We start from the raw sequence: 25,802 nt of genomic DNA, 5'->3' as shown, positions 1-25,802 counted from the left end.
CAAGGCGCGGGAGATACAGGGGAAACCCGGCGCGCAAAGCGCGCCGGGGGGCGCCGGCTTAGAGGTCGTAGCCGCGCTTCTTCATCTCGGCGCGCACGCGCTCCAGCACCTCGGCATTGACCTGGGCGCCCCACACCTGGATGCCCTGCACCGTCTGCTGGACGATGGCGGGGCGGTCGGTGACCAGCTTCTTGCCGGTGGCGGTCTTGTAGAAGGCCAGCGCCTCCTTCAGCTCCGCCTCGCTGAAGCGCGTCGCGTAGGCGGCGGCCAGGATCTGCACCACCTCGCCCTGGCGCTTCTCGAACTCGGTCCGGAGCGTCTGGGCGACCTCGGAAAGCGGCTTGGCGAGATCCGGATTGGTCGGCACGAAGGACCGGGCGGCGCCGTTGACGATCTCGGAGATCACGCCCTCGAAGGCGCGCGCCTCGCCGTTCGCCACCACCAGTTCCCGCGCCACGGCGATCACGGCGGGGGAGGGCTGCGCCGCCGCCTGCTGGGCGCGGGCGGCCGGCACCGCGAGGGGGGCGAGGCCGAGCGGGGCGGTGAAGGCGAGCGTCGCCAGGAGGCCGAGGCCCGCACGGCGGGCGAAAGTCATGTCGCGCATGGAAATCTCCGCAAAAGATGTGTCGCGCTCCGGAGGCGGGACCGCCCGGGGATCATCCGGCCGGCCATGCGCCTCCAACGATGGAACCGGGCCGCGGCCCTTTCAGAAGCTGGTGCGGTCGAGCACCACGATGCCGTCCGTGCCGGCGAGCACGGCGCGGCTCGCGAGCCCGAGGAACAGCCCGTGCTCCACCACGCCGGGAACCTGCGCGACCGCCTGGGCGAGAAGCACGGGATCGGCGATGCGGCCGAGATGGGCGTCGATGATGAGGTGCCCCTGATCGGTGACGAAAGCATGTCCGTCGCCGTCGCGGCGCAGCGCCAGCGGGCCGGCGCACCCGGCCTCGCGGATGGCGTCGGCGAGGCTGCGCTCGATGCTGGAGACGCCGAAGTCCACCACCTCCACCGGCAGCGGGAAGCGGCCGAGCACCGCCACCTTCTTGGAGGCGTCGGCGATCACCACCATCTCGCGCGCGGCGCGGGCGACGATCTTCTCGCGCAGCAGCGCGCCGCCGCCGCCCTTGATGAGGGCGAGGCCCGGCCCCACCTCGTCGGCGCCGTCGATGCACAGGTCGAGCGGGCCGGCCTCGTCGAGGGTGGCGATCGGCACGCCGAGGTCCACCGCCTGCTGCAGCGTCTGCTCGGAGGTGGGCACGCAGAGCACGTTCAGCCCCTCGCGCACCCGCTCCGCCAGAAGTTCGACGAAATGGCGCGCGGTGGAGCCGGTGCCGAGGCCGAGGCGCATGCCGTCGGTCACGAATTCGAGGGCGCGGGCGGCGGCGCGGCGCTTCAGGTCTTCGGCGGGGGCCATGGACGCTTCCGTTCTGGTTCGGTGGGAGCCGCGCCGGGCCGGCTGGCCCGGCGGCGGGTCCGGACCTCGCCTCTAGCCTCGATCGCGGGCGCGGACAAGGGACGCGACGCCCCATCCGTGCATTTGCCTCCGTTGCGCGCGCCCCGCGGCGCGCGCTACGGCCGCCGCCCTCATTTGGCCGGCGGCGTGCAGAGCAGGATGGGATCGTTCTTGCCGCCCGCCTGGGGCGCGTCGCGCACGTAGCAGATGCTCATCTCGCCGGTGTCGCGGTTGACCCGGAAGATGCCGGTCTCGCCCGCAAAGCGCGTGGGCACGAGGTCGTAATTGCCGTCCGCCTGGGCGCCGGCGCCGTCGCCCCGGGTGAAGCAGCGGGTGATGCCGGCGAAGCTGCCGGCCGGGCGCTCGAACTGGCACACCGACATCTCGCCGGTCTTGTGGTTCACCCCATAGACGCGGTTTGCCTCCGCCGACGGCGGCGAGGCGAAGCTGTAGCCGGCGGGCGCCTGGGCCGCCGCGGGCCCGGCCAGCGCCGCACCCAGCATCAGGGCGCCGATCGCGCCTGCCCCCGCCTGTCCGATCCGCCCGAAGCCCCAAGCCGCATCGAGAGCCATCCGCATCGCCAAACCTCCTCGTTCGCACGCCACAGGCGAGAGAGCCCCGCCGCGCGGCTGCGCTGCCGGGCCGCAGGACGCTGGCGCCAAAAAGCGGCAGGATTTAAGGCAAAGGGCAGCGATGACACGCCCCCGCACCACACGCCCCCTTCAAGAACGCCCAAGGAAGCCCAAGGAAGCCCGATGCCCCAGACGCCCGTGATCGCCTTCGACCTCGACGGAACGCTGGTCGACACCGCGCCCGACCTGCTCGACACGCTCGACGTGGTGCTCGCCGCCCACAAGATCCCGAAGGTGGACCGGGCCGCCGCCCGCAACATGATCGGCGGCGGCGCGCGCATGCTGATCCGCCGGGCGCTGGCGAGCGAGGGCCTCGCGCTGCCGGCGGAGGAGATCGAGGCGCTGAACACCCAGTTCCTCACCTATTATGCCGACCACATCGCCGATGGCTCGCGCCCCTTCCCCGGCCTCCTGGAGGCGCTGGACCGGCTCGAAGCGCGCGGCGCGCGGCTCGCGGTGTGCACCAACAAGCTCGAATATCTCGCCCGGCTCCTGCTCGACCGGCTCGACCTGACGGGGCGCTTCGCCGTGATCACCGGCGCCGACACCTATGCCAAGCCGAAACCCGACCCGCTGCCGCTCCTCTCCACCATCGCCGCCGCCGGCGGCAGCGCCGGGCGCGCCGTGATGGTCGGCGACAGCATCACCGACATCAGCACCGCCCGCGCCGCCGGCGTGCCGGCCATCGCGGTGTCCTTCGGCTACACCGAGACGCCGGCCCACGCGCTGGGCGCCGACCGGCTGATCGACCATTTCGACCAGTTGGAGGCCGCGGTGCTCGCCGTACTGGCCCGCGAGACGGCGTAGGGCGGCGCGGGGCGGGACACCGGGCGCAGCCCTCTGCGCGCCGTTCCATGGAGCTGGGGAAACCGGAGGCCGCCCCTTGACAGTCGGGGGCCTCCCGCCCTACATCGCCCGTCTCGCGACTGGTGCGGGCGATTAGCTCAGCGGGAGAGCACTCCCTTCACACGGGAGGGGTCGCAGGTTCAATCCCTGCATCGCCCACCATTCTCTATTGAAATTATTAGGAAATTTCCCCGTTGTCGTGGTCATAACCCACGATGACCCACGGTTTGGCGCCGAACGATTGGCGGTACATAGAACAAACAGAGAACAAGATCGTTGCACCCCTCTTTGCACTCTCATAGGTTGCGCTTATGGCGCACGTTAGCGCTAGAGAGCGAAGGGATCGACTATGACCGTGAAGATCGAGAAGGTGCGCACCGGTCGGGCTCTGCCCAGCCTGAAGGACGCCGCGCCGGCCGAGGCGCCTGCGAAGGCCAAGGGCGAGTCGGCGGCCACAACTGCCAAGCATAAGGCCGACGCGGCCCGCGAGGCGCAGTTCAAGGCCATCACCGGCCTTGTCCGCCGGGAGCAGAACGGCATCAAGGAGCCCACCGCCGGGGGCCTGTGCTGGCTCGCGTGGCAGGCGTGCGACAAGGCCATGGCCGACCTCGGGCGCACCCCTACCTCTGGCGAGGTTGCCGTCAGCAAGTACGCAGCGGGGCTCAACGCCACCAACGTCAAGGTTGAGTATTCCTACTGGCGTCGGTTTCACGGATACCCCCGCGCCGCGCTGCCGCCTATCGGCCTCGTCACGAAGGCCGACAAGCGGACGGCGGTGCAGGAGGGCAAGGAAGCCTGACGGCCGCTGCGCTTGTGGTCATCGAGCGCGGCGCCTTGTGGCGCCCTATTGGTACCGTCCCCAAAACTTCCAAAAAGATGGAACAGGACCATCCTTGACTAGAGAAGCGGCGTATCATCCGACAAAACCGCCTTGGCTTCCGCCTGCCTCACGCGGGTCTTTTCGACCCACCCTGCTACTATGGCCGGCAAACGCTCTTCGATTTCAGTGCCGAATAGAATCTCGTCAACATAGCCCATATGAAGCATATCGATCATCCGGCACAGATAAGAACGCCCACACTCCCACCAAGTATAATGTGCATCAGCAATGAGAAGGTGCTCGACGTCAATTCCTGTTTCGAGCCTCATCTCCTCCAACTCCATTCCATCAAGCAATGTTTCATACACACCATCGGCTACTCGGCTTCCAAAAGTTGTGGTATGATAGTATTCTTTTATTTCCCATACAGCTACAGGATTGACCGCAGATGGAAACGCTCCATCAATACGGCGCGCCAACGTTCTAAGCGGTCGCCCATCGCGAGTTACGGTAGTTAGCTGACGCGGGTCGTGGTCGTATTCGATGCCGTCAGCATTGGCTTCGATGAGCATATTGACCATTGCAGTTAGATAGGCAACCTGCTTCTTCTCGCCCTTTTGCTTGTTCATCGCCGCTGCGACCTTGTATTCACGAACCGTCAAAAGCCGTTCATACATGGCTTTTGCCGAGTCCTTATCCATCAACTGATGTTGCACGGTGTTGTTTAGGGTTTCAGCTCTGTACGCAAAATAAGCTATCAGGGTATCGGCAAATTTTGTGGGGGCGCCATTCTTGATGAGGTGATCGTTTAGAAGCCTTAGCTGCTTCATCCCCAACAAAATTTCTTCAAACGATGGCACCTTAATTGTGCCCGTCCCCCGAGCCGTGTAGCCTAGCGTTTGAGATAGAGAGCGAACATGCGCCCAAAAACCCTTTTCGAGCCCCTTGAAAGCATCGTTAGCGCGCACGATTCCCCCCACCATGCGAATCAGGTTGGAGGATATCGATACACTCAAGGGATGCTGCCCCTCAACGGGGGCGGTGAGATGTTGCCTTCCCTGAAGGGGCAGCTACTGAAATGGATCGGCAACAAGCAAAAATTTGCCAAAGAGATAATTTCATATCTTCCAACGGACTACGGCACGTATTATGAGCCATTCCTCGGAAGCGGAGCCGTGTTGGCCCATCTGGCGCCGCAAAGAGCCGTTGCGTCGGATGCCTTCAAGCCCCTAATTGAAATATGGCAACAGCTTCGTGAGGACCCCGACGGTCTCGTCCGCTGGTATTCTCAGCGCCACTCTCTTATCGCGAGTATGGGGAAAGAGGGGGCGTACGAGACCATAAAGGCATCATATAACGCATCGCCGAACGGGGCCGACCTCTTGTTTCTCTCCCGCGTCTGCTACGGCGGCGTGGTCAGATTCCGAAAAGCTGATGGCTACATGAGCACGCCATGCGGACCGCATCAGCCGATGCATCCAGACAGCTTTGCAGAAAGGGCTCGCATTTGGGCTGCCCGTACTCGCGCTGCTAAGTTTGTACACGCCGATTTTGAGGACGTTATGCGGCTCGCAGGCCGTGGAGACGTTTGTTACTTGGACCCTCCGTATGTGGATAGTCAGGCCATACTTTACGGGGCTCAGAGGTTTAGTCTTTCTCGGCTATTCAATGTGATCCGTGAGAGTAAATCTCGCGGTGTGCGCATCGCGCTGAGCATCGACGGCACAAAGAAGTCCGGCGATAAAAAAGTAGACGTCTCTATTCCCGACGGACTGTTTGAGCGCGAGGAGTATATTCATATCGGGCGATCAATGCTCCGGCGGTTCCAGATGGACGGTCAGACACTTGAATCGGAGCATGTTTCTGATCGACTACTATTAACTTATTGAATCATTTTTCTCTTCACCATATGACTGGATATATGGCTGGGTATGAGATTCGATGGACTTAGCTCATCCTCAGTAAATCAACATTGGGCGCCCCACCGGGCGCCCTTCTTATTGCCGGAAGAATCGTCAGGGAAAGCCTTGGACTCGCGATGACCACATGGGGGCTGGGCTGTGCTGGCCGTGCGGTCATAGCGAGCCAGCGCCCACCCCAACGCGACGGCCCGGCCGTCAGGCCGACTCTGGGTACTTCCACGCGTTGGCGAGGTCGGCGACGTACTGCTCGCGAGACCGGGGCGTGTCGGGCCGGGCATCACCACCGCGCCATTCGTCCGCGAGCATGGCGTCACGGGCAGCATAGAAGCCGGCGCGGCGTTGGTCGGCAGCCGTGGTGCCTGTGGCGAGCAAGCGACCATAGGCGTCCCGAAAGAAGCCGGCCGGCGCGGCGTTGGCCGTGCTGCCGTCCCTGATGAAAGTCGCGAGCGCGGCATCGCCCATGCGGCGGGAGCGCGCGGGGTTGTGCAGCTCATCCATGGGGACGTATGCCGACTCGCCCTCCTGAAGGACGTAGCCGGCCGGCACTTCCTTGGGGCGACCGAAGCGGTCAAGAATCGTCATCCGATGTCCTTTCTGTTGCTCGGCGGGGGCGGTGTCGTGTGCTGTGGCCACATTGGTGCCATCAGCCCTTGCCCCCGCGTGTGTGTGGGCGGCACCGGTAGGAACCGAACCGCGCATTGATGCCGGGCCGCAGCTTCAGCGGCGCCCCGGTTTCGGAATTGTGGGCACCACCGGGGACGGTTCGGGATGCGGGACAGGGGGAACCGCATCCCTTTTCCTCTCGCGCCGAGTCGTCACAAGCGCGCCCGGTGGTGCCTGTGCTCAACCTCGGCGATGGCGAACGCCGAGGGAGCAACCTGTGTCCTCACGCGGCCCGCGCCGCTCGGCCAGCCTCGACCCGGATGCCAAGAATGGCGAGCGGGTCCGCGTCGGCGCGGCGGGTGCCGCCGTCGCGTTGGAGGAGCGCTTCTTCCAAAAGTTCGACCTCGAACAAGCTGGCGCGGAGGGTTGTCAGTGCTGCCGCCTTCTCGGCCGCCGATAGGGAGCCTCCCTCGCGCAAGGCGCCGTCTTCCACCATGCGGGCGAACACACCTTCCGGGTTGAGCCAGCACGCCACCGCGAGCGCCGCAGCCTGTGCTGTGGCAGTGGCATCGGTCTTCAGCCGGCCCGTGCGGTCCATGCGCGGCCGTCCGGCTTCCCCTCGCTTTGCGATGGCAGCCCGCAACGTGGCTTCTTGCTCTTCGGTGGTCGGAGCGCTGCTTTCCAGCGCATGGATGTCGCGCTTCAGGCCGGCGATGGTTTCGCGGACGGCGATGAGCGTGTCGGCCTTCTTCGGCGCCGAGGACTCGACAGCGACGAAGCGGGCATTGGGAGGCAGGGCTTCGAGCGCACGCTGAATGGCGCTGAACGCCGCGCCGGTTGAGATACGTTCGGCATTGAACCGGCTGAACAGTTCCTCCGCGTGTTCGAGTTCCGGCGTAAGCTCCTCCAGAAGCGCGATGTTGGCGGGATGGGGGGTGGTGCTCTGCGCCACAGCCTGCCGAAGTGCGGAGATCGGGCGGAGTTTTTCGTCGCGCTTCGCCCGCGCGGCACCTGCCGCCGCCTCGGCCGCGAAGGCCGCCTCCTCGAACTGGCGGAACTTGGCGGCAGCGCTCTGGGGCAGTTTGGCCACGGTGGCGGCGATGGCTGCTGCGGCTTCGCGAACGTAGGCCGGGGCGAATTCTTGCACCCGGTGATTCAGCCGTGGATCGGTGGTCATTTCAGTGATCTCCCTGTTCGGTGGCGGCGTCCTCGTAAGCCGTGTCCGGCCATGCGTCCGCCGGGTGCAGCGGCTCGTCGTGCTCTAGGTGTAGGGCGGCGATCAGGCGGCCGAGCTCTACTTCCTGCCGCCGCGCGAATTCATGGTCCGCGCCCCAAAGCGCCGCCGTCACCTCGGCTTCGATCTGCTTCGCGGCGATGCGTTCGGCAATTTCCTTCACCGTGGGCGTATGTCTGCCCGGCAAGCGGCTCAGGTAGCTCTCGCGAATCTGGGTCAGCCGAACCTCGGTCGGATTGACCGGCGCGCGATCTTCCAAGAATAACTTCCGAGGGCGGCCCCGAATCGGCTCTAGATCTTCGGCCGGAATCCGCTTGAGCAAGGGGAACATTGGCGAGGTATCCTTTTAGACGGTGAAGGGGACGAGGACGGGGGAAGGCGCGAACTGCGGCGGCGCAGGGGGCGGCGGCTCCACCCCAAGCCCAAAAACCCTGCGGCTCATGCCGATCCGGTAGAACGCCCGCAGCGCCAGCCCGTGGCATTCATCCCAAAGCGCGCCTGCGTGGTCCGCCTCGTTCTGGCTGGCGAAGGCGACCTCCGCGCCTTGGAGCGTCATGGCCTCGCGCTCGAAGGCGTTCAACGCGGCGTGGAGGCGATGCTCGCCGCTGCGCTCATTGGCAAGCAGAAACTTGCCTCGCAGGGTCACAAGTCGTTTGACCAGGGCTCCACCAGTAATCGCTTTCATAACTTGCACTCCACCTGCGCGGTCCGGCCCTTCTATTGGTGTAATGGGGTCTTGTTCTTGCGCTTAACAATAATGTCGCCTTTTGGGAATGGCTGGTATAAATTGCTGAACGTACCGCCGTATGCTATGGTTGAAGAAAGCATTCAAAGTAATGGATCGTCTTTCATGGCAAACCCGTACAAATCGGCACTGAAGAAATACGCATCAAGGGAGCGTCTGCCGAAAGCGGTTCGGGACAATATAGACGCCTTGGAGGCGTATTACGCAGAGAAGTATATAGACATTAATAAGTATAACCCGGTTGTCTGCGACCTGATTGTTGATCTTATGTCGCAAGGCTTCTCAATCACCGCAGCATGTGGTGAAATCGGACTCAGCCGGGATACGGTTTACCAGTGGGCGAACGCCCATGAAGCGCTCGCCTATGCCCTGAAGCATGGGCAGGCAAAACGTGTCCTCTACCTTGAGCGCTCGCTGCACGCGGCAGCGGCCGAGGGCAATGCGGCCGGCGTCAGGGCCGCCGAGTCCGCGCTACGTGGCGCGGATCCCATTTGGAACCCGCACATTCGGCAACAGGTGGATGCCGTGGTGACGCATGCGCCAACCGAGCTCAACGAGGAACTACGAGGCGCGTTGGATGCGGTGGCCGCCAAGCTCGCCGGCAACTTCACGCAGCCTGTCCCGGCGCTGGCGTCCGCTGAGTGCGACGAGGACGATGGGCAGTAGCCACATGGGCGGCGATGCGCCGGGTCTCCGGGGGCTGGCCTCGGGGTGGGTTCCGCATCACACTGAAATGCCGGGTGATGTCAAAGGGCGAAGGTGGCTGTGCAGGGAACCTAACCCCTTTAGATGTTTGCATGAAGCGTGGCCATATGCCATGCTGCGCGCTTGCCGCCGAAAGGCGGCGCCGGGATTAGGGAAAGTCCGGTACAACCTCCCACTCATGCGAAAGCCGCCCGTTGGACGCGGACGGCTTTCAGATACTGGGATGGATGTACTGGAACTACAAAAGCACTGGCAAGCTTTTGTAGCACAGCTGGCGCATACCCGCAAGCTGTTCCGGTACATCTGGCCCGTATGGGAAGATGTACTATGACGGATGAGTTTGAAGACCTTGCGCTCCTGAACGCGGCATATGCGGATGACGAAGCGAAGCGCCTCGATGCGCGTTTCGCCAAGCTCCTGAATATCCCGGCGGAGCTGCGCGCCATCCCCCAATGGATGTTCGCAGGCGCCGACAAGGCACCCCACACGCTGCGCGACGGCAGGACGGTTCACGGCAGCGTCTCCAAGCCTGACGACTGGATGACATTCGATGCAGCCGTAGCCGCCGCGAGGGTGTGCAACGGCTACGTGGGGTTCGTCTTCACGAAGGGGTGCGGCTTCACCGTCCTCGACGTGGACGTAAAGAACTCCACCACGCACCCCGACGAGCCGAGGCGTTGGACGCCACCGGACGTGATGGACAGCCTATGGAGCTACGTTCAGAAGGTGAGCAGCTACACCGAGCGCTCCCGTTCCGGGTGGGGCCTGCATGTGCTGGTGCGCGGCGACATTGGCCCCGGCATCCATAGTCAGTTCCTCGAAGTCTACTCCCAAGACCGTTTCATGATCTGCACCGGCAATAGGCTACAGGAGTTGCCGGAAGCCATCGAAGACCGCGACGACGAAGTGAAGCGGATCGCAGAGGAGTACCGGAAGCGTACGGGCGCCCTGAAGCTGGTGGACCTGCCTCCTTGCACCGTCGAACGGCGCACAGACAGCGAGGTGATGGATTGGCTTCGCTCGTGGAGCAACGCGGCGCAGTTCGAGCGTCTGTGGGCGGGCGACATCCCCGGATATCCGTCGCAGTCGGAAGCCGACGCCGCACTCATGAACTTCCTATGGAAGGCCACGGAGGACAAGGAGCAGGTGTTCCGGTTATTCCGCGAGTCCAAGCTCGGGGGGTGGGACATTCGGCGGAGCAGCCCTCGGTTCAAGGCGCACCGGAATGACGACTATCTGAATCGCACCCTTACCTTCGTGGTGTCCAAGCTGGTGGAGGAAGCTGAGACGCTGGCCAAAATCCAAATTGGAAAGTCGCTCACCTATGAAGCAGCGCAGGCAGATCGGGCGGCAGAGCCCGCCCCAAGTGAGCCTATGTTCTGTCCCCCGCCGGGACGGACGGGGAGGCTCATGCACGAGTTCTACTGCAACAGCAAGCGGCCGAACCCCGAGGTTGCGACAATGGGCGCCTTTGGCTGGTTGGCTGGCCTATGTGGGCGGGCGTGCGAGACCTACACGGGCGCGGACTTGGCGCTCTACCTCCTGTTGGTCGCGAAGTCCCGGTTTGGCAAAGACGCGCTGCACGATTTTCCGGAGCAATTCCTGCAATCCTTGAAGGTGCCAGTGATCCCCGGCGTGCCGCTCGCCAGCACTCGACTGCGGTCGCTGAACTTTTCCTCTGGTACCGCACTGCTCCGCGAAGTCGCCAAAGATCCCGGCTTCTGCGTCTTTGTCCGGGAATTTGGCGTCACCCTTGAAGCCATGGCGACGGCTCGTCCGGGGGATGCCATGGCGTCCCTTCGAGGCGAGATCACAACCCTTTACAACATCAAGAAGATGGGCGGGAAGGCTTACGCGGACCGAGCGGATAACATTCCCGAAACAACCCGCCCCGCGCTGTCCATCATTGGCGAAACGACTCCGGGGCGCTTTGAAGGCGCGCTCACGCGCAACATGATGGAAGAAGGGTTCATGGCCCGATTCCTATGTCGCTACGTGACAACGCCGCGCGGCGATGAGAATAACTGGCGCGGCAACGCAATGCCGCAGGAAGATCGGGACTATTTCACATCCCTCGCAGCCCACATGATGGAGCTTAACGCCCGTGTCACTCGGGGAGAACAGCCTCAAAAGGTCATTGCTGACGCCGAGGCGGAAGCGGCATTGAGGGAGCACCTTAAGCTCTGCGACGCGAAATATAACGAGGAGCAGGATTCCGGCATCGCGGCCATCTGGGGCGATACGCATCTCAAGGTGTTGAAACTCACCGCGTTGCAGGCAGTGGTTGAATACTATGGATTCCCGATTATGACGTTGCCACAGGTGCAGTGGTCCATTTGGTTTGTTCATGAAAGCAACAGACTCTTCCTCGAGAAATTCGATACCGGCGACATTGGGCAGGGTGATGCAGACCGCGAGAAGAAGGTTATCCACGTCTGTCACAAGTATCTGAATTTGGATGACAAGGACGTTCCGCAGCAATTCCGCAAACTTGAACACCTGCGAAAGGCTGGAATCATTCCGAAATCATACATCCGGCAGAATACGAGGACTGATGCTTTCACTAAGCACAGGTCGGGGGACAAGGCCGCTCTTGACATTGCAATCAAGGTGGCCATTGAAAACCAGAGCCTGATGGAAATTCCCAAACTCACCTTAAGCAGCGAGTTCAAGTATGACGGGCCAGCCTTCCGTTTGACGGCCTGAACCTGGATGTCAATTGAAGTCGATCCGCCCCGGTGTCACCACATGGTGCCGGGGCTTCTTTTGCCCAAAATGGTTTGCAGCTTTGCAGCCGTTTGCAGCGCGAGCTGCAAACGAACAAGTGACTGAAAAATAATAAGTTATATACAATTCTTCTACACGTTTGCAGCTTTGCATTAGGGTACACTCCCCGGCTCGGCAGGTAGGGGGGGGCTATAAGCTGCAAACTGCAAAGCTGCAAACGGGACCACAGCCGTGCGCTGTGAATTATGGGCCGTCGGGTGCCCAGTCGTGGGCTACCTAATTCTCACCCAAATACCTCCATTGAGGTCAGCGGCATTCAATGCCTGCCAGTGCCGCCGAACATTGCGAGGATGGCGCGCGGCCGGCATGGTGCTGGCCTCAAATGTGGTCATCGCATCTGCCCCCGCCGTCCGCCCGGTCTGCGACGTGCGCCAAATGTGCGGGACGCCCCGGCGCGGGACAGGCTGCGCCGCTCGCCAGCGGTGGGGGCCAGACTCGCGCGGTGGGTGGCCGGGCTAGGCAGGTAGTCCCGGAACCACGAACGCCCGCCCATGGCCTGTCCTAGCGATTTGCCTTGGTCGGCCGTTGGACGGCCCTTGCGGGCGCGCATACGAGAGTGGGTGCGGCTCTCGCCTTCCGCGTCCCACCGTCCCCACCGCCCTCCCCGTCCTTCGCGTTCATGCCCTATGACACACCTCCCCAGGGCCTGCCACCCCTTGAAGCCCTCCACAGCCAAAAGCACTCCGCATAAGTATTTTCCGCAATCCGACTGCGAATACTTCACATCAGACTGCAAAAAGCGCTTCAAATCAATGCTTTCACTGTGGTTACAGTGGGTCACAACGTAATGCAGCCCCATGCGGGGCAATAGCCACAGTGGAAGCGGTCATGCCGGAAGAAGACTCCAACGCCCCCACCAGCAATGAGCCGAACCTTCGGTTCCTGCGGGTGGAGGAGGTTTACCAGCTTGTCGGCATCGGCCGCAGCTTCCTCGATGATCTGGTGAGGGAAGGTGACTTCCCGGCACCGGTCTACCTGAGCGCCAAAACGCGGGTTTGGATTGAGGCCGAAGTCCTTGCCTGGATGAGAGCCAAGGCGAGCAGCAGCCGGACGCGCCCGCCTGCAACCCACAAGGTTCAGCGCCGGAGGGAGCTGGCATGAGCGCGGCAACGAAGACCGTGGCCGCCGGGGCATGGGTGCAGATGGCGGAAGCCGCCATGCGCGAGGCGCCCGCCGAGGCCCCGCACCGCCGCCTCCTGATCGACTGCGAAAGGTACCACTGCCGATGGCCGGTCGATGGGGCCGGGGCTGACCTCATGGCGTGTGGCGACGCTGTGCAGCCGGGCTCCAGTTATTGCCCGAGGCACCATGCTCGCGCCTACGCCCCGCCTCCGTGGAAGACGGCCTCGGTCGGGGGTATCATCCGGCGGGCCGATGGTGCTGCGGTCAATTGACGGGGGATAGCAATAACCTTGTCGTCAGGTCTGCCATTCTCGTATCTTTAAGCGCCAACAAGGGGAAATGAATGGCTCAATATGCTATCGCTTTTGATCTGGACACAAAATCCATGCGAACTGCAGGGATGACCAAGGCGGAGATCGTGACGGTTTACCAGCGCGAGATACCGGCGGCCTTGGCCGGATGTGGGTTTACAGCCCATCCGCAAGGCTCCCTGTATCATACCGAAGCCGATCAAAACCCGATCACCGCGATCATGCGGCTGCAAGGTGCGCTTACCGGCAATGCTCCTACCTTTTGCCGATACGTCCGACGCGTCCATGTTTTCCGGATGGAAGAATGGAGCGATGTGACAGACTTGATTGCAAATCGTCCGGCCGATGGCCCACCTGAAGCTGAAGAAGAGTTGGACGAAGCCGAAGCTGCGATCGCCTGATTGCCCCACGTTGGCGTTGGGCAGGCGTGACGGACGCGACGACGGCTTCCCAGCCGAAAACGATCCTCGCAATTGCCTTCCCATGCGGTCACGAAAAAGGGCGCCTCGCGGCGCCCTTTTTTGATCCCGTTTTGTTCTCCACCAGTTCGGTTCCTAATTCAGACTCCGAACTAGCTTGCGATCATTAGGTAAAATGACCCCATTCCCACACCTCCCCCGGATCAGCTACCGGCCGCCCGCTGCATCGGCAGGACGTTCGAGGTAGGAGCCTTCCCAAGGCAATAGTCCGCCCAAGCCTCCATCAGCACCCGGCGCCGTTCCAGCGCATCACTGCGCCGGTAAGCCTGCTCGGTCGCATCGCCCACCGCGTGAGCGAGAGCGGCCTCCACCACCTCGCGCGGAAACTCGGTGTGATCGCCGGCCCAATCCCGGAACGTGCTGCGGAACCCGTGAACAGTGATGTCGGTCACGCCCATGCGCACCTTGAGCAGGCCGAGCATTGCCACGTTGCTGAGCCCCGAGCCCTTGCGCATGCCGGCGAACACATGGGCGTTGCCCTTCTCGTGCGGCACGGCCTTGAGCAGTTCGATGGCGGCTTGGCTGAGCGGCACGCGATGGTCGCGCCGCATTTTCATGCGGGCCGCAGGGATCGTCCATAGGCCGCGCTCAAGGTCGATTTCGTCCCACGTCGCGCCGATGGTTTCGTTCGTCCGCGCGGCCGTCAAAATCGTGAACCGCAGGGCGAGCGCAGCCATTCCGCCCATTGTGGTCACACGGGCGAAGAAAGCGGCCACCTCCTTGACGGGCAACGCTGCGTAATGCTGATCGGGCGCGATGGCGGCCGGGGACGGCAAGGCTTCTCGGAGGTGGCCTGCCCACCGCGCCGGGTTGTCGCCGGTGCGATAGCCCTTCACCGTGGCGAACGCCAGAATGGCCTCGATGTATCCACGTACCCTCGAAGCGGTTTCGGTCCTGCTGTGCCAAATCGGCTCCAACACCTTCAACACGTCCTGCGTGTTGATGTCGCTGACGGCCAACGCTCCGATGTGGGGATAAACAAACGTCTTCAGCCGGGCCAAGAAAACCTCCCGGGTCTTCCGGCTGGCCCATTTCCGCTCGTGGCTATCGAAATATTGCGTCGCTGCGTCACGGAATAGGAGCAGCTTGCGCGCTTCGGCCTTCCGCTGCTCGCGCTCGGCCCTGCGTTCGGCAACGGGATCGCGACCAGCGCGGACCAGCCGCCGCATGTCGCGGGCCAAGTCCCGCGCTTCCTCCAAGTCCACGTCATGGACGCTGCCGAGCCCCATGCACCGCTCGCGACCATCCCGCTCCCAGCGGTAGAGCCAACTTTTCGTCCCGGTGGCCGTCACCTGCAAGAATAGCCCTTGCCCGTCGCCGTATCGGCCCATGTCCTTGAGGCCGGCTACCCGCTTCACCGTCAGCTTTCCCATGTAGCTACCCTTTGCCCCAGCTACCGGCGCGACCCCCGGAATGGCAGGCCACGCAATACAGTGCAATACGGGGCTATATGGCAGGCGAATGCGGCAAAAATATAGTATAATCAATGGCTTGAGTGACTCGTCGTCAACATGATTCGGCGCTATTCGGGCTCATTCGGTACGGTGCCAAGTCCCTGCATCGCCCACCATTCCGCTTCCCCATTCAGATCACATCGACGGCGGCAGGTCCTTGCCCGGGATCGTCTTTGCCCGGGACCGTCCTTGCCGCACGCGATGGCGCCATCCGATCGGCCCCGCACGAACGCCGCGCCCGGCCCCTTCGGTCCCGGCGCGGCGCGGCGCTCAACGGGGCCCCCTCAATTCCCCCCCTCGTCGCCCGCCACGCTGTCCAGCATGCGGTTGGCGCAGACCAGGGCGTTGTCGGGCTCCTGGAACGAGGTCTGGGTGAGGAACGAGCAGGCAAGGCTCTCGTTGGCGGCGAGCCAGGTGGTGAGGCGGTGGCGCACCGCGGCGGTCACCGCCGGGTCCTGGGCCGGCTTGAACGCGGCCTCGTCGGGCGCCTGCGGGCCGCGGCGCGGCGCCGTGCGCAGGCGCGAGACGGTGGGAATGAGCGAGATGGTCTCGCCGGTGTCGCCGGCGGTGACGAGCGGCGTGAGGGTGAGCGTGAACTGGTCCACCTCGCCCTTGCCGAGGCGGGTCGCCTCCGCGTCCCCCTGGAGCGTCGCGGTGAGCGTGGGCAGCCCGGCGGCGTCGCGCGCCACCTGGAGCCCGGAGAGCTTGAACTTGCGCGCGCCGGGGCCGCGCGCGCCCGGCTCGGCGCCGGAAATGAGGCGCGGCAGAAGCTGCTCCCCATAGGCCTTGAGCTTGGCCTCGCTGACCGCGCCGCCGTCCATCACCCGTTCGCGCGGCACCCCGGCCAGCGCCAGCTCCCCGCACGAGGCCGGCAGCCCCACGGCCGCGACCTGCGGCAGCGCGCGCAGCGTGCGCGCCATCTGCGCTTCGCCGCCGAGCGGGGCGCGCACGTCCACCACCACCGGGTCGGCATCGGAGGCCTGGACGGCGAGGCGCAGCCGCGACCAGACGTCCTTCAGCTTGACGGTCGAGACGTTGCCGCGGTTCGGGCCGACCACCACGTCGAGATCGGCCAGCGCGGCGGGCGCCTCGGCCGCGCCCCGGAGTGCCGCGGTGTTGAGCTGGATGGCGAGGCCACCGATCAGCTGGCCGCACCAGTTGACGTCGAGATGCTGCAAGGCGAGGCCGGTCTCGGAGAAGCCGCCCACCGGCCGGAACAAAGCGATGGCGTCGAGATCGGGCAGCGGCGCCGTCTCGCTCCAGATCTGCTGCTGGTCCTGCTCGCCCTCGCGCAGGTCGAGCGTGTAGGATTCCGCGCCGGTGCCGATGACGAGCCGCATGCGCCCGTTGGCGAGCGTGCCGGAGAGCGGCAGCGGCGGGCGCGGATCGCCGGCCGGCGGCGCCAGCGTGCCCGTGACCTTGCCGTCGCGCACGTCCACGTTGGCGATCGCCACCCGGTAGGGCGCGAAGAAGGGCAGGCCGACGCTCATATAGCTCTCGGCCGCGCCGGCCGGGGCGGGGGCGATCGCCGCACCGCACGCCAGCGCGAGCGCGAGCGCCTTCAGACGGAACCGGTGGTGCATAGGGGTGCTCCCTCAAGTGGCGCGTTGGTTCTTATGTTGCGAATTGTGCACGCAGACGGCGATTCGGGCGACTCGCGTTCCGCCGGCCCGCGCCGCGAGGCTGCGGGTGCTTGACGGCGGAAATCGGACGCGCCGGGGGCTTGGCAGACGCGGGAAGCTGGGGCAAGCCTGACGCCATGAGCGACACCGGCGCCCCCGCCCCCCAGACCTTGAGCGTGACCACCCCGGACGGGCTTTCCGTCGCCGCCAGCGTGTGGGAAGCGGAGGGGCCCCCGACGGGTCCCGATCTGCTCTTCATCCATGGCTTTTCCCAGTGCGGCCTGTGCTGGGACGCGCAGGTGGCGAGCCCGCAGCTCGCCCACCTGCGGCGCGCCACCTACGACTTTCGCGGCCACGGCGCCTCGGACAAGCCGCTCGACGCGGCGTTCTACCAGGAGGCGGGACGCTGGGCCGGCGAGCTTGCGGCGGTGATCGCCCAGACCGGGCTCCGACGCCCGGTGCTGGTGGGCTGGTCCTATGCCGGGCGCATCATCTGCGACTATCTCGCGGCGCACGGCGCCGGGGACATTTCGGGCATCGTGTTCGTGGCCGGCGTGGTGTCCAACGAGAAGAGGTTCTTCGGCACCTGCAACCGCCTGATGCGGCAGATGTGCAGCCCCGACACCGCCACCAACGTCGCCGCCACGCGCGCCTTCCTGCGCAGCTGCTTCGCCCGCGCGCCGGAGCGCGACGCGTTCGAGACCCTGCTCGGCTTCAACATGATGGTGCCGGCAGAGGTGCGCGCCGGCATGTTCGGACGGCCGGCCGACTTTGACGGCCTGCTCGCCGGCCTCGACCTGCCGGTGCTGGCGGTGCAGGGCGCGCGCGACATCGTGGTGGCGCCCGCCATGGCCGAGCATATCGCCGCCACCGTGCCCGGCGCGCGGCTGGAGATGTTCGCGGAGGCCGGCCACGCCCCGTTCCTGGAGACGCCCGAGGCCTTCAACGCCGCGCTGGCGCGCTTCGCCGCCGCGATCGCCCCCCGCTGAGCGGTTCCCCGCTCCCGGCGCCTGCCCTTCCGCCCCGGCTCTCCACCGTTGCCGGCGCACCGCAGGGCGCGCGAAAAGCGCATCACACTGGCGTGCACCCGCGGCAAGTGCGGCACAAAGCGGTTGCAGTCATGGCTGATTTGTGGCGACAAGGTTGGGGGCCGTCCTAGCGCCCGCGAGCCGAGACTGAGCCATGACGCATATGAGACTTCTGGTCGTCGCCGCTTTGGCGGCGCTGCTGGCGGCGGCCGCGCCGGCGCGCGCCGACGACCGCTACGAGATCTTCGACTTCTTCAAGATGTTCCATCCGCCGGCCGGCATGTCCATGGGCGGCTCGGGCCCGATCCCGCGCCAGAGCGTGTCGATCGATCCGAAATACGCGCCCGGCACCGTCGTTATCCGCACCTCCGAGCGCCGGCTCTATTACGTGACCGCGCCGGGCCAGGCGATCCGCTACGGCATCGGCGTCGGCCGCGACGGCTTCCGCTGGTATGGCGTGAAGACCGTGAGCGCCAAGCGCGAATGGCCGGGCTGGACCCCGCCGGCACAGATGCTGCGCCGCCGCCCCGATCTGCCGCGCTACATGCCCGGCGGCATCGACAACCCGCTCGGCGCCCGCGCCATGTATCTCGGCTCCAGCCTCTACCGCATCCACGGCTCCAACGAGCCGGAGACCATCGGCCAGGCGGTCTCCTCGGGCTGCTTCCGCATGACCAACGACGACGTGGTGGACCTCTACAACCGGGTGCGCGTCGGCGCGACGGTCTACGTCCAGCAATAGGCTCAGCCATCGCCAAAGAAAAAGGCCCGGGTCGCGAGACCCGGGCCTTTTCCATTTTCGCATCAGCGCTTTCGCGTCAGCCATACCCGCGCCGCCGAAGCGGCGTCAGGGCCGGCGAGCGGCGCCTCAGAGCGCGGCGAGGTTCGCCGCCTTGTTCTTTCCGCGGTTGTCGGCGACCACGTCGAACGAGACCTTCTGGCCGTCGTTCAGGCTGTAGAGGCCGGAGCGCTCGACGTCGGAGATGTGGACGAACACGTCCGGTCCGCCGCCGTCCTGCTGGATGAAGCCGAAGCCCTTCTGGGCGTTGAAAAACTTGACAGTACCCGTGGCCATGGGAGGCCTCCTTGCGTTCGGGCTCGTGATGCGGACCCGATGCGGCGGCTGCGCGCACGCGCGCCGCCCTCCGCACAAGATCCAGGACATGTCCGAAGAAGGAAGACTTTCAGTCGCGGCCCGAAGGATACGAAAAGAAGCAGGCCGAACGACGAACTGTCCACTGGGCTCGCCCCGCCGTGCAGCGCGAGACATGCATGCGGCGGGAGCGAACACCCTTTACCGTCGCGGGATCGGAGTACATCCGTCCGTCTCCCGCACGCGCTCGAAAGCGCGGCGTCCGGCTTTGGGTGATCCTCATATAGGGGCCGATTGCGGCGTTTCAAGGGTGGCTTGCCGGTTCGTCCGCCGGAGCGCGAGGGGGGGCGCGGGCTTGCAGAGACGAGACCAGCGAGATTCGGCGAGATTAGCGGAACCAAGCGGGATCTGCGCGGGAACCGGCCGGTGCGCAGTCGTCCTGACGAACCGGCGGAGGCGGCCGCACCTGCCGGCGCGGCCGCCTCCGGACGGCTCACTTCGCGGCGCCCGCGGCCTTGGCGACGAAGCGCGGATCGAAGGTCTTGGCGAGATCGACGTTCGCCGCCTTCAGTTCCGGATCAAACTCCACCAGCATGTTGAGGGCGTTCTTCATGCCGCTCTCCGGGATGACGCCGGTCTTGGAATAGATCGGCATGGAGTTCTTCACTGCGGCAAGGTAGAGCGCCTTGTCGCCGAGCAGGTATTCTTCCGGAACCACGGCGGCGATATCCTCCGGCGTGGCCGTCTTCAGCCACTGAAGCGTCTTGTAGAAGGCATTGACCAGCTTTTGCGTCGTCACCGGATTCTGCTCGGTGAAGTCGCGCTTGAGATAGAGCACCGCCGCCGGGTTGGTGCCGCCGAAGATCTTGTCGTTGCCGGCCTCGGTGCGGCTGTCGGCGATCACCACCACATCCCCGTCGCTCTCCAGCTTGGTGATGACCGGGTCGAGGTTCGACATGGCGTCCAGCTCGCCGCGCTTCATCTGCGCCACCGCCGACGCGCCGCCGCCGACGCCCACGAAGGCGACGTCGTCGGGCTTCAGGCCATCCTTGGCGAGCAGGAAGTTGACGAAGAAGTTGGTGGAGGAGCCGGGCGCGGTGACGCCCACTTTGGCGCCCTTCATGTCCTTGACGCTCTTGATCTTTCCATCCTTCTTCGCGACCAGGACGATGCCCGGATAGCGCCCGAGCTCGATCACCGAGACGATGTCCTGGCCCTTGGCCTGCATGCGGATGGTGTGCTCGTAGGCGCCCGTCACCACGTCCACCGAGCCGCCCACCAGCGCCTGGAGCGACTTCGCCCCGCCGCCGAAATCGTTGATGGTGACGTCGAGCCCCTCGTCCTTGAAGAAGCCCTTCCGCTCGGCAATGGTCAGCGGCAGGTAATAGAGCAGCGGCTTGCCGCCCACACCGAGGGTGAGCTTGGGCTTCTCCGCCTGCTGGGCCGAGGCCGGCCCCGCCACCGCGGCGGCGAGACCGAGCGCTGCCGCAAGGGCGAGCGCGGACTTGAGAACGGTCATCTTGCTTCCTCCCATTTTCCGTTTGTTCGCTTAAGCTTATCTCATCCCTGCGCCGAGGCCGGCGCGGGGCGCCAGACCATGAGGCGGTTCTCGATCGCGCTCACCACGGTGTCGATGATGATGACGAAGATGGCGAGCACCAGCATGCCGGAGAACACCCCCGTCACGTCGAACACGCCCTCCGCCTGGTGGATGCGGTAGCCGAGGCCCGCGGCCGAGCCGAGATATTCGCCCACCACCGCCCCCACCAGCGCAAAGCCCACCGCGGTGTGCAGCGAGGAGAACATCCAGGAGAGCGCGGACGGCCAGAACACGTTGCGCATCAGCTGCCGCTCGTTCATGCCCAGCATGCGGGCGTTGGCGAGCAAGGTCGGGCTCACCTCCTTCACGCCCTGATAGACGTTGAAGAAGACGATGAAGAAGACCAGCGTCACGCCGAGCGCCACCTTGGACCAGATGCCGAGCCCGAGCCACAGCGCGAAGATCGGCGCCAGCACAACGCGGGGCAGCGCATTCGCCATCTTCACATAGGGGTCGAACACCGCGGCGAGCAGAGCCTTGCGGGCGAACCAGAAGCCGATCAGCACCCCGCCCGCCGCGCCGATGACGAAGGCGAGCATGGTCTCCAGCAGCGTGATGCCCAGGTGATACCAGATCACCCCGGTATAGAAGTCGTTGAAGGTGCGCTGGAACACCGCGAGCGGCGTCGAGAAGAAGAAGGGATCGAGCGGGTAGAAGGGCTTCGGCGAGATGGCCGGCCAGTCGAGCTTGATGGTCGAGCCGAAATGCCAGATGCCGATGAGCACCACGGCGACGAGGATCTGCAGCGCCACGAGCGCCATGCGGTTGCGCATCATGGCCGTCAGCCCACGCTTTCCGATTGCTGGTAGCCCTTCACGACCTCGTCCTTCAGCGCCGACCAGATCTCGCGGTGAAGCTGGTGGAAGGCGGCGTCGAGGCGCACGTCCATGTCGCGCGGGCGGGCGATGGGCACGCGCCATTCGCCGATGATGCGCGAGGCCGGCCCGGCGCCCATGATGACCACCCGGTCGGCGAGCGCGATGGCCTCCTCCAGATCATGGGTCACGAACATCACCGCCTTGCGGTCATGGCTCCACAGATCGAGCAGCAGCGCGCCCATGATCTGGCGCGTCTGGGCATCGAGCGGGCCGAACGGCTCGTCCATGAGCAGGATCTTGGGGTCGCGGATCAGCACCTGGGCGAGGCCCACGCGCTTCCTCTGCCCGCCCGAAAGCATGTGGGGATAGCGATCGGCGAACGCCGCGAGGCCGACCCGCGAGAGCCATTCGCGCGCCCGCGCCCGCGCTTCCTCATGGGGGGTGCCGGCGACGTCGAGGCCGATGGCCACGTTGTCCAGCGCGGTCTTCCAGGGAAACAGCGCCTCCGCCTGGAACAGGTAGCCGGCCTGCCGGTTCAGCCCCGCCAGCGGCGCGCCGAAGATGGAGACCGACCCGGCGGCGGGCACGAGCAGACCGGCGGTGGCGTTCAGCAGCGTGGACTTGCCGCAGCCGGTGGGGCCGACGATGGCGACGAACTCGCCGTCCGCGACATCGAGGTCGACCCCGTCCACCGCCACGAAGGGCGCATCCGCCCGCCCCGTTCCCGGGAAGGCGATGCGCACGCCCGCAAGGCTCACGGCCCGTGTCGCGGTCTCGCGGCCGCCCTGCACCACGCTCAAGGGTCGCGACACCCGCGTTTCCTCCCGCCTTCACCGCGCGTCGCAAGGACGCGCCTGCCGGTTGCCCCGGCTTGAAGCCCATCGCCGGCCGTCGGGGCCGGAAGGGCGAAGAGGGCCAAGGTAGCCGCGGGCGCGAAAGAGGCAAGGGCGCGGATACGCCGCGACGGAGCGGCCGGCCGCGGCTACCTGATTTCCCGTTCCGGCAATGCCAGCAGGATCAGGACGCCGAGCACCGCGGTATACAAGCGGAAGGCGGCCGCCTGGCCGTTCCATTCGCGCGACTGCCACATGGAAAAATACTCGCCGGCGACCACCATGAAGCCGAAGAACCAGATCAGGAAAGCGAGCGCACCACCGAGATAAGCGAGGCCCTTGGCGCGCTCGAACGCAGCCGCGGGCGCGGCGAGATTGAGCGCCATGCGCGCGGCGCCGGCGGCGAGCAGCAGGCCGGTCAGCCCCTCGGCGGCGATGATGGCGGCATAGGCGGCGCGCCAGACGCGCTCGTCCGTGATCGCCCGGCCCATCAGCGCATTGCCGGGAAAGGTCGTGTCCATGCTCAGCACATGGCGCACGAACTGGTAGTTGGAATCGTAGTCGACGATGTTGTCGTAGGCGACGACGAGCGCGAAGGCGGCCAGTGAAGCCACCAGCGCGACCTTGGCGAGGCGCAGCTCCATCTTCCCCTCCCTGATTCCGGCGCCATGCCGGAACCCGGCGGCCCGCGTCTACCGGTCACTCCGGCCCGACGTGCGGGCGCGGAGCAGCCGCCGCACACGGCAGCAGCCCGAGATCAGCGGCGGCGGAAGTTCTGCTGGCGACGGGCGCCGGGCGGGGGAGCATTGCCCTCGGCCTTGTGGCGGAAATTGATCCGGCCGCGATCGAGATCGTACGGCGACATCTCCACCACCACGCGGTCGCCTTCGATGGTGCGGATGCGGTTCTTCTTCATCTTGCCGGCGGCATAGGCCAGGATCTGGTGATCGTTGTCGAGCCGTACACGGAAGTTCCCGTCCGGGAGCACTTCCGTCACCGTTCCTTCGAACTCCAGCAATTCTTCCTTCGCCATATAGTCGTCTCCGAATGCGCCGCACGGGGCGCGGAAGTGGCGGACTTTTCGCACAAAACCGCGGTGCGGCCTATAGCCAGTTTGGTCCGCGCGGGATTTTACGTCCCGCGCGGACCGGTTGTTCTCAGGGGATCAGCGGGCCGGGCGCTGGGCCGGTCCCTTCGCAGCGCCCTTGGCCCCGCCATTGGCGGGCTGGGGCCGCTGGCCGCGCTCGGGCGCCGACTTCATGAAGCCGATGGCGCCCATGGGCTTGCCGGAAGACGGGCCGCGCTCGGCGCGCGGGCCGCGGCCCTCGGCGCGCTCGGGGCGGCCGCCGCCGTGGGCGCGGGCATCCTCGCGGCGCTCGGGGCCGCGCCCCTCGCCGGCGCGCGGCTCGAAAGAGCGGCCTTCGGCGGAGCGGCCTTCGCCGCTGCGGCGGGGCGGGCGCCCCTCGCGCTGGGGCTGGCCCTCGCCGGAGCGCTGGCCCTGCCCGCCGCGATGGCCGCCGGCATAGCCCGAAGGCCCGCCGCGGCGTCCGGCATTCTGCGGACGCGCCGCCGAACGCTCCTCGGACGGCACGTCGGCGATCGCCTCGGGCGCGGCGGCGCCGCGCCGGTCGGTCGCCGGAATCTGCATCTTGATGAGCCGCTCGATGGACTTGAGGAACGCGCGCTCCTCGTGGTCGCAGAACGAGATGGCGATGCCCTCGCGGCCGGCGCGCGCGGTGCGGCCGATGCGGTGGACATAGCTTTCCGGCACGTTCGGCAGATCGTAGTTCACCACGTGCGAGACGCCGGTGACGTCGATGCCGCGGGCGGCGATGTCGGTGGCGATCAGCACCCGGATCTCGCCGTCGCGGAACGCCTGGAGCACCCGGTCGCGCTGGTTCTGCGACTTGTTGCCGTGGATCGCGTCGGCCGGATGGCCGGCCTTGGCGAGCACGCGCACCACCTTGTCCGCGCCATGCTTGGTGCGGGTGAAGACGAGGGCGCGGTCGATCGGCTCCTGGGAGAGCACCTCGGCCAGCAGCGCGCCCTTGCGGGCCTTGTCGATATGGATGACGCGCTGCTCGACGCGGTCGGCGGTCTTGGCGACCGGCGTCACCGCCACCGTCACCGGGTCATGCAGCATCGAGCCGGCAAGCTCCGCGATCGCCTGCGGCATGGTGGCCGAGAAGAACAGCGAATGCCGCTTCTGCGGCAGCCGCCGGACGATGGCGCGGATGGCATGGACGAAGCCCATGTCCAGCATCTGGTCCGCCTCGTCGAGGACGAACACCTCCACCTGGTCGAGCCGCACTGCGCGGTTCTCCGCAAGGTCGAGCAGGCGGCCGGGGGTGGCCACAAGGACATCGACGCCGCGGCCGAGGGCACGGATCTGGCGGCCCATGGGGACGCCGCCGATGGCGAGTTCCACGGTGGTGCCGGCATGCCGGCCGAAGCTCTCGAAGCTGTCGACGATCTGGCCGGACAGCTCGCGGGTGGGCGACAGCACCAGCACGCGCACCGACTTCGGCTCGGGCCGGTGGCGATAGCGGATGAGGCGATCGAGGATGGGAAGAGCGAAGGCGGCGGTCTTGCCGGTGCCGGTCTGGGCAATGCCGATCAGGTCGCGGCCGGCGAGGACCTTCGGAATGGCCTGGTCCTGGATCGGGGTGGGGATGGTGAGGCGCGCCTCTTCCAGGGCGCGAACGAGGGGCTCGGCGAGGCCGAGGGTCGAAAAAGAGGTCAAGCTCTGTCTTTCATGGGCAGCAGGCGCCTGCGGCCGATGAGCGGCGCGGCGTGGGGCTGCGGGGTCTTCGACATCCCGCGTGGCCTGGGGTGTCCGTCAATCAGGGATGAGATCGGGCAAAGCCGCGTCTGCAAGCTTTCAGGAAAGCTCCGAGCGGTCTCCGCTACGCGGCCCGAATGCGCCGCTGCGGACCGAAACGGCCGGAATGAGCGAAGCGCGTGCGCCCTTCATATGCGAAACGTCGTGTCTATTTCAAGGCACAACGCAAAGGATAGTGGGCTTGGGGCCCGCCTGCGCCCTTTCGCCACCATTCCCTAACGGAAGAATTGGAGGTGCGGCGTACAAGCGCCCTTGCGCGGGCGCGAGCTTCAGACGACATAGGGCGCGAGAGGTGACATGATCGATCCCGCCACCGTCGTCGAAGCGACCACCAAGTTCCTGCAGGACCACCCGAACCTCATGCCCATCGTGATGTTCGGCCTCGCCTTCGGGGAATCGCTCGCCATCGTCTCCTTCCTGGTGCCCGCGACGGTGCTGATGCTGGCCATCGGCGCACTGGTGGAGGCCAGCGGGCTGAGTCTCTGGCCGGTCTGGCTCGCGGCGGTCGTCGGCGCCTCGCTGGGCGATGCGGTCTCCTACTGGCTCGGCTACCACTACAAGGACCGCGCACGCACCTTCTGGCCGCTGTCGCGCCGGCCCGACCTCGTGGCCCGGGCCGAGGATTTCTTCACCCGCTTCGGCGTCTGGGGCGTCGCCATCGGCCGGTTCTTCGGCCCGCTGCGCGCGGTGGTGCCGCTGGTCGCCGGCATCCTCGCCATGCGGCACGTGCCGTTCCAGGTGGCCAATGTGGGCAGCGCCATGGTGTGGTCGTTCGCCATGCTGGCACCGGGCGCCGCCGCCACCAAGCTGCTCGGCTTCTGAGCACGCGCCGATCAGCCTGCACCCAAGCTGA

At 65.8% G+C, this 25,802-nt stretch carries 27 protein-coding genes and 1 tRNA gene; 12 read left to right on the top strand and 16 right to left on the bottom strand.

Going from position 1 to position 25,802, the window contains the following annotated elements; all coding sequences use genetic code 11:
* Positions 1–58: 58 nt before the first annotated feature.
* From D9R14_RS16280 to D9R14_RS16270, 3 genes are all read right to left on the bottom strand, one after another.
* Positions 59–604, bottom strand: coding sequence for a DUF2059 domain-containing protein (locus tag D9R14_RS16280; protein WP_121624404.1), 546 nt, complete (start codon positions 602–604; stop codon positions 59–61).
* Positions 605–706: 102 nt separating this feature from the next.
* Entirely contained in the window at positions 707–1,414 is a 708-nt protein-coding gene (gene rpiA / locus D9R14_RS16275; protein WP_121624403.1) for a ribose-5-phosphate isomerase RpiA, read from the bottom strand.
* Between the two features lie 170 nt (positions 1,415–1,584).
* Positions 1,585–2,031: a hypothetical protein gene (locus D9R14_RS16270; RefSeq protein WP_121624402.1), complete on the bottom strand. Its 447-nt coding sequence runs from the start codon at positions 2,029–2,031 to the stop codon at positions 1,585–1,587.
* A gap of 177 nt (positions 2,032–2,208) precedes the next feature.
* On the opposite strand from D9R14_RS16270, the gene gph reads away from it, so the two are divergent.
* The 3 genes from gph to D9R14_RS16255 all read left to right on the top strand — a co-directional run bounded on the left by gph (position 2,209) and on the right by D9R14_RS16255 (position 3,730).
* Entirely contained in the window at positions 2,209–2,892 is a 684-nt protein-coding gene (gene gph / locus D9R14_RS16265) for a phosphoglycolate phosphatase (protein WP_121624401.1), read from the top strand.
* A 126-nt stretch (positions 2,893–3,018) separates the two neighbouring features.
* Positions 3,019–3,093 (top strand) — tRNA-Val (locus D9R14_RS16260).
* 187 nt (positions 3,094–3,280) lie between these two features.
* Positions 3,281–3,730 carry a hypothetical protein gene (locus D9R14_RS16255; RefSeq protein WP_121624400.1) on the top strand — a complete coding sequence of 150 codons (450 nt, stop codon included), beginning with the start codon at positions 3,281–3,283 and terminating at the stop codon, positions 3,728–3,730.
* A 98-nt stretch (positions 3,731–3,828) separates the two neighbouring features.
* Here D9R14_RS16255 and D9R14_RS16250 read toward each other — a convergent pair whose 3' ends face one another.
* Complete coding sequence (locus D9R14_RS16250) at positions 3,829–4,767, bottom strand: DUF7687 domain-containing protein (RefSeq protein ID WP_210210866.1); 939 nt, start codon at positions 4,765–4,767, stop codon at positions 3,829–3,831.
* Between the two features lie 30 nt (positions 4,768–4,797).
* On the opposite strand from D9R14_RS16250, the gene D9R14_RS16245 reads away from it, so the two are divergent.
* A complete protein-coding gene (locus tag D9R14_RS16245; protein WP_210210865.1) occupies positions 4,798–5,640 on the top strand; it encodes a DNA adenine methylase in 843 nt (280 codons plus the stop codon).
* A gap of 228 nt (positions 5,641–5,868) precedes the next feature.
* On the opposite strand, the gene D9R14_RS16240 is transcribed toward D9R14_RS16245, so the two are convergent.
* The 3 genes from D9R14_RS16240 to D9R14_RS16230 form a co-directional block, all read right to left on the bottom strand.
* A complete protein-coding gene (locus D9R14_RS16240) occupies positions 5,869–6,255 on the bottom strand; it encodes a hypothetical protein (RefSeq protein ID WP_121624397.1) in 387 nt (128 codons plus the stop codon).
* Between the two features lie 304 nt (positions 6,256–6,559).
* Positions 6,560–7,453 carry a hypothetical protein gene (locus D9R14_RS16235; RefSeq protein WP_121624396.1) on the bottom strand — a complete coding sequence of 298 codons (894 nt, stop codon included), beginning with the start codon at positions 7,451–7,453 and terminating at the stop codon, positions 6,560–6,562.
* Position 7,454: 1 nt separating this feature from the next.
* Positions 7,455–7,841, bottom strand: coding sequence for a hypothetical protein (locus D9R14_RS16230; RefSeq protein ID WP_121624395.1), 387 nt, complete (start codon positions 7,839–7,841; stop codon positions 7,455–7,457).
* 144 nt (positions 7,842–7,985) lie between these two features.
* Here D9R14_RS16230 and D9R14_RS22940 point away from each other — a divergent pair, with 144 nt between their 5' ends.
* The 5 genes from D9R14_RS22940 to D9R14_RS22935 all read left to right on the top strand — a co-directional run bounded on the left by D9R14_RS22940 (position 7,986) and on the right by D9R14_RS22935 (position 13,581).
* Positions 7,986–8,921, top strand: a complete 936-nt coding sequence (locus tag D9R14_RS22940) for a helix-turn-helix domain-containing protein (RefSeq protein ID WP_147453047.1) — start codon at positions 7,986–7,988, stop codon at positions 8,919–8,921.
* Between the two features lie 366 nt (positions 8,922–9,287).
* Positions 9,288–11,666: a DUF3987 domain-containing protein gene (locus tag D9R14_RS16215; protein ID WP_170168643.1), complete on the top strand. Its 2,379-nt coding sequence runs from the start codon at positions 9,288–9,290 to the stop codon at positions 11,664–11,666.
* Positions 11,667–12,575: 909 nt separating this feature from the next.
* On the top strand, positions 12,576–12,848 hold the full coding sequence (locus D9R14_RS16210) for a helix-turn-helix transcriptional regulator (protein WP_121624391.1): 273 nt from the start codon (positions 12,576–12,578) through the stop codon (positions 12,846–12,848).
* Positions 12,845–13,141, top strand: coding sequence for a GcrA family cell cycle regulator (locus D9R14_RS23590; RefSeq protein ID WP_121624390.1), 297 nt, complete (start codon positions 12,845–12,847; stop codon positions 13,139–13,141). Before D9R14_RS16210 ends, D9R14_RS23590 begins: the two co-directional genes overlap by 4 nt.
* A gap of 71 nt (positions 13,142–13,212) precedes the next feature.
* A complete protein-coding gene (locus D9R14_RS22935) occupies positions 13,213–13,581 on the top strand; it encodes a hypothetical protein (RefSeq protein ID WP_147453046.1) in 369 nt (122 codons plus the stop codon).
* 221 nt (positions 13,582–13,802) lie between these two features.
* Here D9R14_RS22935 and D9R14_RS16200 read toward each other — a convergent pair whose 3' ends face one another.
* On the bottom strand, positions 13,803–15,032 hold the full coding sequence (locus D9R14_RS16200) for a tyrosine-type recombinase/integrase (RefSeq protein WP_121624389.1): 1,230 nt from the start codon (positions 15,030–15,032) through the stop codon (positions 13,803–13,805).
* 365 nt (positions 15,033–15,397) lie between these two features.
* Complete coding sequence (locus D9R14_RS16195; protein ID WP_121624388.1) at positions 15,398–16,696, bottom strand: hypothetical protein; 1,299 nt, start codon at positions 16,694–16,696, stop codon at positions 15,398–15,400.
* A gap of 176 nt (positions 16,697–16,872) precedes the next feature.
* On the opposite strand from D9R14_RS16195, the gene D9R14_RS16190 reads away from it, so the two are divergent.
* Positions 16,873–17,724 carry an alpha/beta fold hydrolase gene (locus D9R14_RS16190; protein ID WP_121624387.1) on the top strand — a complete coding sequence of 284 codons (852 nt, stop codon included), beginning with the start codon at positions 16,873–16,875 and terminating at the stop codon, positions 17,722–17,724.
* A gap of 193 nt (positions 17,725–17,917) precedes the next feature.
* Positions 17,918–18,505: a L,D-transpeptidase gene (locus D9R14_RS16185; protein WP_121624386.1), complete on the top strand. Its 588-nt coding sequence runs from the start codon at positions 17,918–17,920 to the stop codon at positions 18,503–18,505.
* A 126-nt stretch (positions 18,506–18,631) separates the two neighbouring features.
* Here the strand turns inward: D9R14_RS16185 and D9R14_RS16180 are convergent, their stop codons facing one another.
* The 7 genes from D9R14_RS16180 to D9R14_RS16150 form a co-directional block, all read right to left on the bottom strand.
* The gene (locus tag D9R14_RS16180) at positions 18,632–18,838 is read right to left on the bottom strand and encodes a cold-shock protein (RefSeq protein ID WP_121624385.1); all 207 of its coding nucleotides are present in this window, start codon (positions 18,836–18,838) and stop codon (positions 18,632–18,634) included.
* A 511-nt stretch (positions 18,839–19,349) separates the two neighbouring features.
* Entirely contained in the window at positions 19,350–20,375 is a 1,026-nt protein-coding gene (locus tag D9R14_RS16175; RefSeq protein WP_121624384.1) for an ABC transporter substrate-binding protein, read from the bottom strand.
* A 41-nt stretch (positions 20,376–20,416) separates the two neighbouring features.
* Positions 20,417–21,232 carry an ABC transporter permease gene (locus D9R14_RS16170; RefSeq protein WP_245420845.1) on the bottom strand — a complete coding sequence of 272 codons (816 nt, stop codon included), beginning with the start codon at positions 21,230–21,232 and terminating at the stop codon, positions 20,417–20,419.
* 5 nt (positions 21,233–21,237) lie between these two features.
* Entirely contained in the window at positions 21,238–22,065 is an 828-nt protein-coding gene (locus D9R14_RS16165; protein ID WP_394010656.1) for an ABC transporter ATP-binding protein, read from the bottom strand.
* A 191-nt stretch (positions 22,066–22,256) separates the two neighbouring features.
* Positions 22,257–22,751, bottom strand: a complete 495-nt coding sequence (locus tag D9R14_RS16160) for a DUF2165 family protein (RefSeq protein ID WP_121624383.1) — start codon at positions 22,749–22,751, stop codon at positions 22,257–22,259.
* Between the two features lie 113 nt (positions 22,752–22,864).
* The gene (gene infA / locus D9R14_RS16155; protein WP_012115181.1) at positions 22,865–23,140 is read right to left on the bottom strand and encodes a translation initiation factor IF-1; all 276 of its coding nucleotides are present in this window, start codon (positions 23,138–23,140) and stop codon (positions 22,865–22,867) included.
* Between the two features lie 132 nt (positions 23,141–23,272).
* Positions 23,273–24,850 (bottom strand): DEAD/DEAH box helicase, encoded by a 1,578-nt coding sequence (locus tag D9R14_RS16150; protein ID WP_121624382.1) that lies wholly within the window; start codon positions 24,848–24,850, stop codon positions 23,273–23,275.
* 396 nt (positions 24,851–25,246) lie between these two features.
* On the opposite strand from D9R14_RS16150, the gene D9R14_RS16145 reads away from it, so the two are divergent.
* Positions 25,247–25,771 (top strand): DedA family protein, encoded by a 525-nt coding sequence (locus tag D9R14_RS16145; RefSeq protein WP_121624381.1) that lies wholly within the window; start codon positions 25,247–25,249, stop codon positions 25,769–25,771.
* Positions 25,772–25,802: the final 31 nt, after the last annotated feature.

It is taken from the genome of Xanthobacter tagetidis (assembly GCF_003667445.1).
GTDB lineage: Bacteria > Pseudomonadota > Alphaproteobacteria > Rhizobiales > Xanthobacteraceae > Xanthobacter > Xanthobacter tagetidis.
Note: the sequence above shows the minus strand (reverse complement) of the source record. Positions and strands in the feature narration are given on the sequence as shown.

What these genes read in the sequence shown, in the direction of transcription:
- D9R14_RS16280 (WP_121624404.1), bottom strand. Translation starts at nt 604, where the DNA reads ATGCGCGACATGACTTTCGCCCGCCGTGCGGGCCTCGGCCTCCTGGCG.
- rpiA (WP_121624403.1), bottom strand. Translation starts at nt 1,414, where the DNA reads ATGGCCCCCGCCGAAGACCTGAAGCGCCGCGCCGCCGCCCGCGCCCTC.
- D9R14_RS16270 (WP_121624402.1), bottom strand. Translation starts at nt 2,031, where the DNA reads ATGCGGATGGCTCTCGATGCGGCTTGGGGCTTCGGGCGGATCGGACAG.
- gph (WP_121624401.1), top strand. Translation starts at nt 2,209, where the DNA reads ATGCCCCAGACGCCCGTGATCGCCTTCGACCTCGACGGAACGCTGGTC.
- D9R14_RS16255 (WP_121624400.1), top strand. Translation starts at nt 3,281, where the DNA reads ATGACCGTGAAGATCGAGAAGGTGCGCACCGGTCGGGCTCTGCCCAGC.
- D9R14_RS16245 (WP_210210865.1), top strand. Translation starts at nt 4,798, where the DNA reads ATGTTGCCTTCCCTGAAGGGGCAGCTACTGAAATGGATCGGCAACAAG.
- D9R14_RS16240 (WP_121624397.1), bottom strand. Translation starts at nt 6,255, where the DNA reads ATGACGATTCTTGACCGCTTCGGTCGCCCCAAGGAAGTGCCGGCCGGC.
- D9R14_RS16235 (WP_121624396.1), bottom strand. Translation starts at nt 7,453, where the DNA reads ATGACCACCGATCCACGGCTGAATCACCGGGTGCAAGAATTCGCCCCG.
- D9R14_RS16230 (WP_121624395.1), bottom strand. Translation starts at nt 7,841, where the DNA reads ATGTTCCCCTTGCTCAAGCGGATTCCGGCCGAAGATCTAGAGCCGATT.
- D9R14_RS16215 (WP_170168643.1), top strand. Translation starts at nt 9,288, where the DNA reads ATGACGGATGAGTTTGAAGACCTTGCGCTCCTGAACGCGGCATATGCG.
- D9R14_RS16210 (WP_121624391.1), top strand. Translation starts at nt 12,576, where the DNA reads ATGCCGGAAGAAGACTCCAACGCCCCCACCAGCAATGAGCCGAACCTT.
- D9R14_RS23590 (WP_121624390.1), top strand. Translation starts at nt 12,845, where the DNA reads ATGAGCGCGGCAACGAAGACCGTGGCCGCCGGGGCATGGGTGCAGATG.
- D9R14_RS22935 (WP_147453046.1), top strand. Translation starts at nt 13,213, where the DNA reads ATGGCTCAATATGCTATCGCTTTTGATCTGGACACAAAATCCATGCGA.
- D9R14_RS16200 (WP_121624389.1), bottom strand. Translation starts at nt 15,032, where the DNA reads ATGGGAAAGCTGACGGTGAAGCGGGTAGCCGGCCTCAAGGACATGGGC.
- D9R14_RS16195 (WP_121624388.1), bottom strand. Translation starts at nt 16,696, where the DNA reads ATGCACCACCGGTTCCGTCTGAAGGCGCTCGCGCTCGCGCTGGCGTGC.
- D9R14_RS16190 (WP_121624387.1), top strand. Translation starts at nt 16,873, where the DNA reads ATGAGCGACACCGGCGCCCCCGCCCCCCAGACCTTGAGCGTGACCACC.
- D9R14_RS16185 (WP_121624386.1), top strand. Translation starts at nt 17,918, where the DNA reads ATGACGCATATGAGACTTCTGGTCGTCGCCGCTTTGGCGGCGCTGCTG.
- D9R14_RS16180 (WP_121624385.1), bottom strand. Translation starts at nt 18,838, where the DNA reads ATGGCCACGGGTACTGTCAAGTTTTTCAACGCCCAGAAGGGCTTCGGC.
- D9R14_RS16175 (WP_121624384.1), bottom strand. Translation starts at nt 20,375, where the DNA reads ATGACCGTTCTCAAGTCCGCGCTCGCCCTTGCGGCAGCGCTCGGTCTC.
- D9R14_RS16170 (WP_245420845.1), bottom strand. Translation starts at nt 21,232, where the DNA reads ATGATGCGCAACCGCATGGCGCTCGTGGCGCTGCAGATCCTCGTCGCC.
- D9R14_RS16160 (WP_121624383.1), bottom strand. Translation starts at nt 22,751, where the DNA reads ATGGAGCTGCGCCTCGCCAAGGTCGCGCTGGTGGCTTCACTGGCCGCC.
- infA (WP_012115181.1), bottom strand. Translation starts at nt 23,140, where the DNA reads ATGGCGAAGGAAGAATTGCTGGAGTTCGAAGGAACGGTGACGGAAGTG.
- D9R14_RS16145 (WP_121624381.1), top strand. Translation starts at nt 25,247, where the DNA reads ATGATCGATCCCGCCACCGTCGTCGAAGCGACCACCAAGTTCCTGCAG.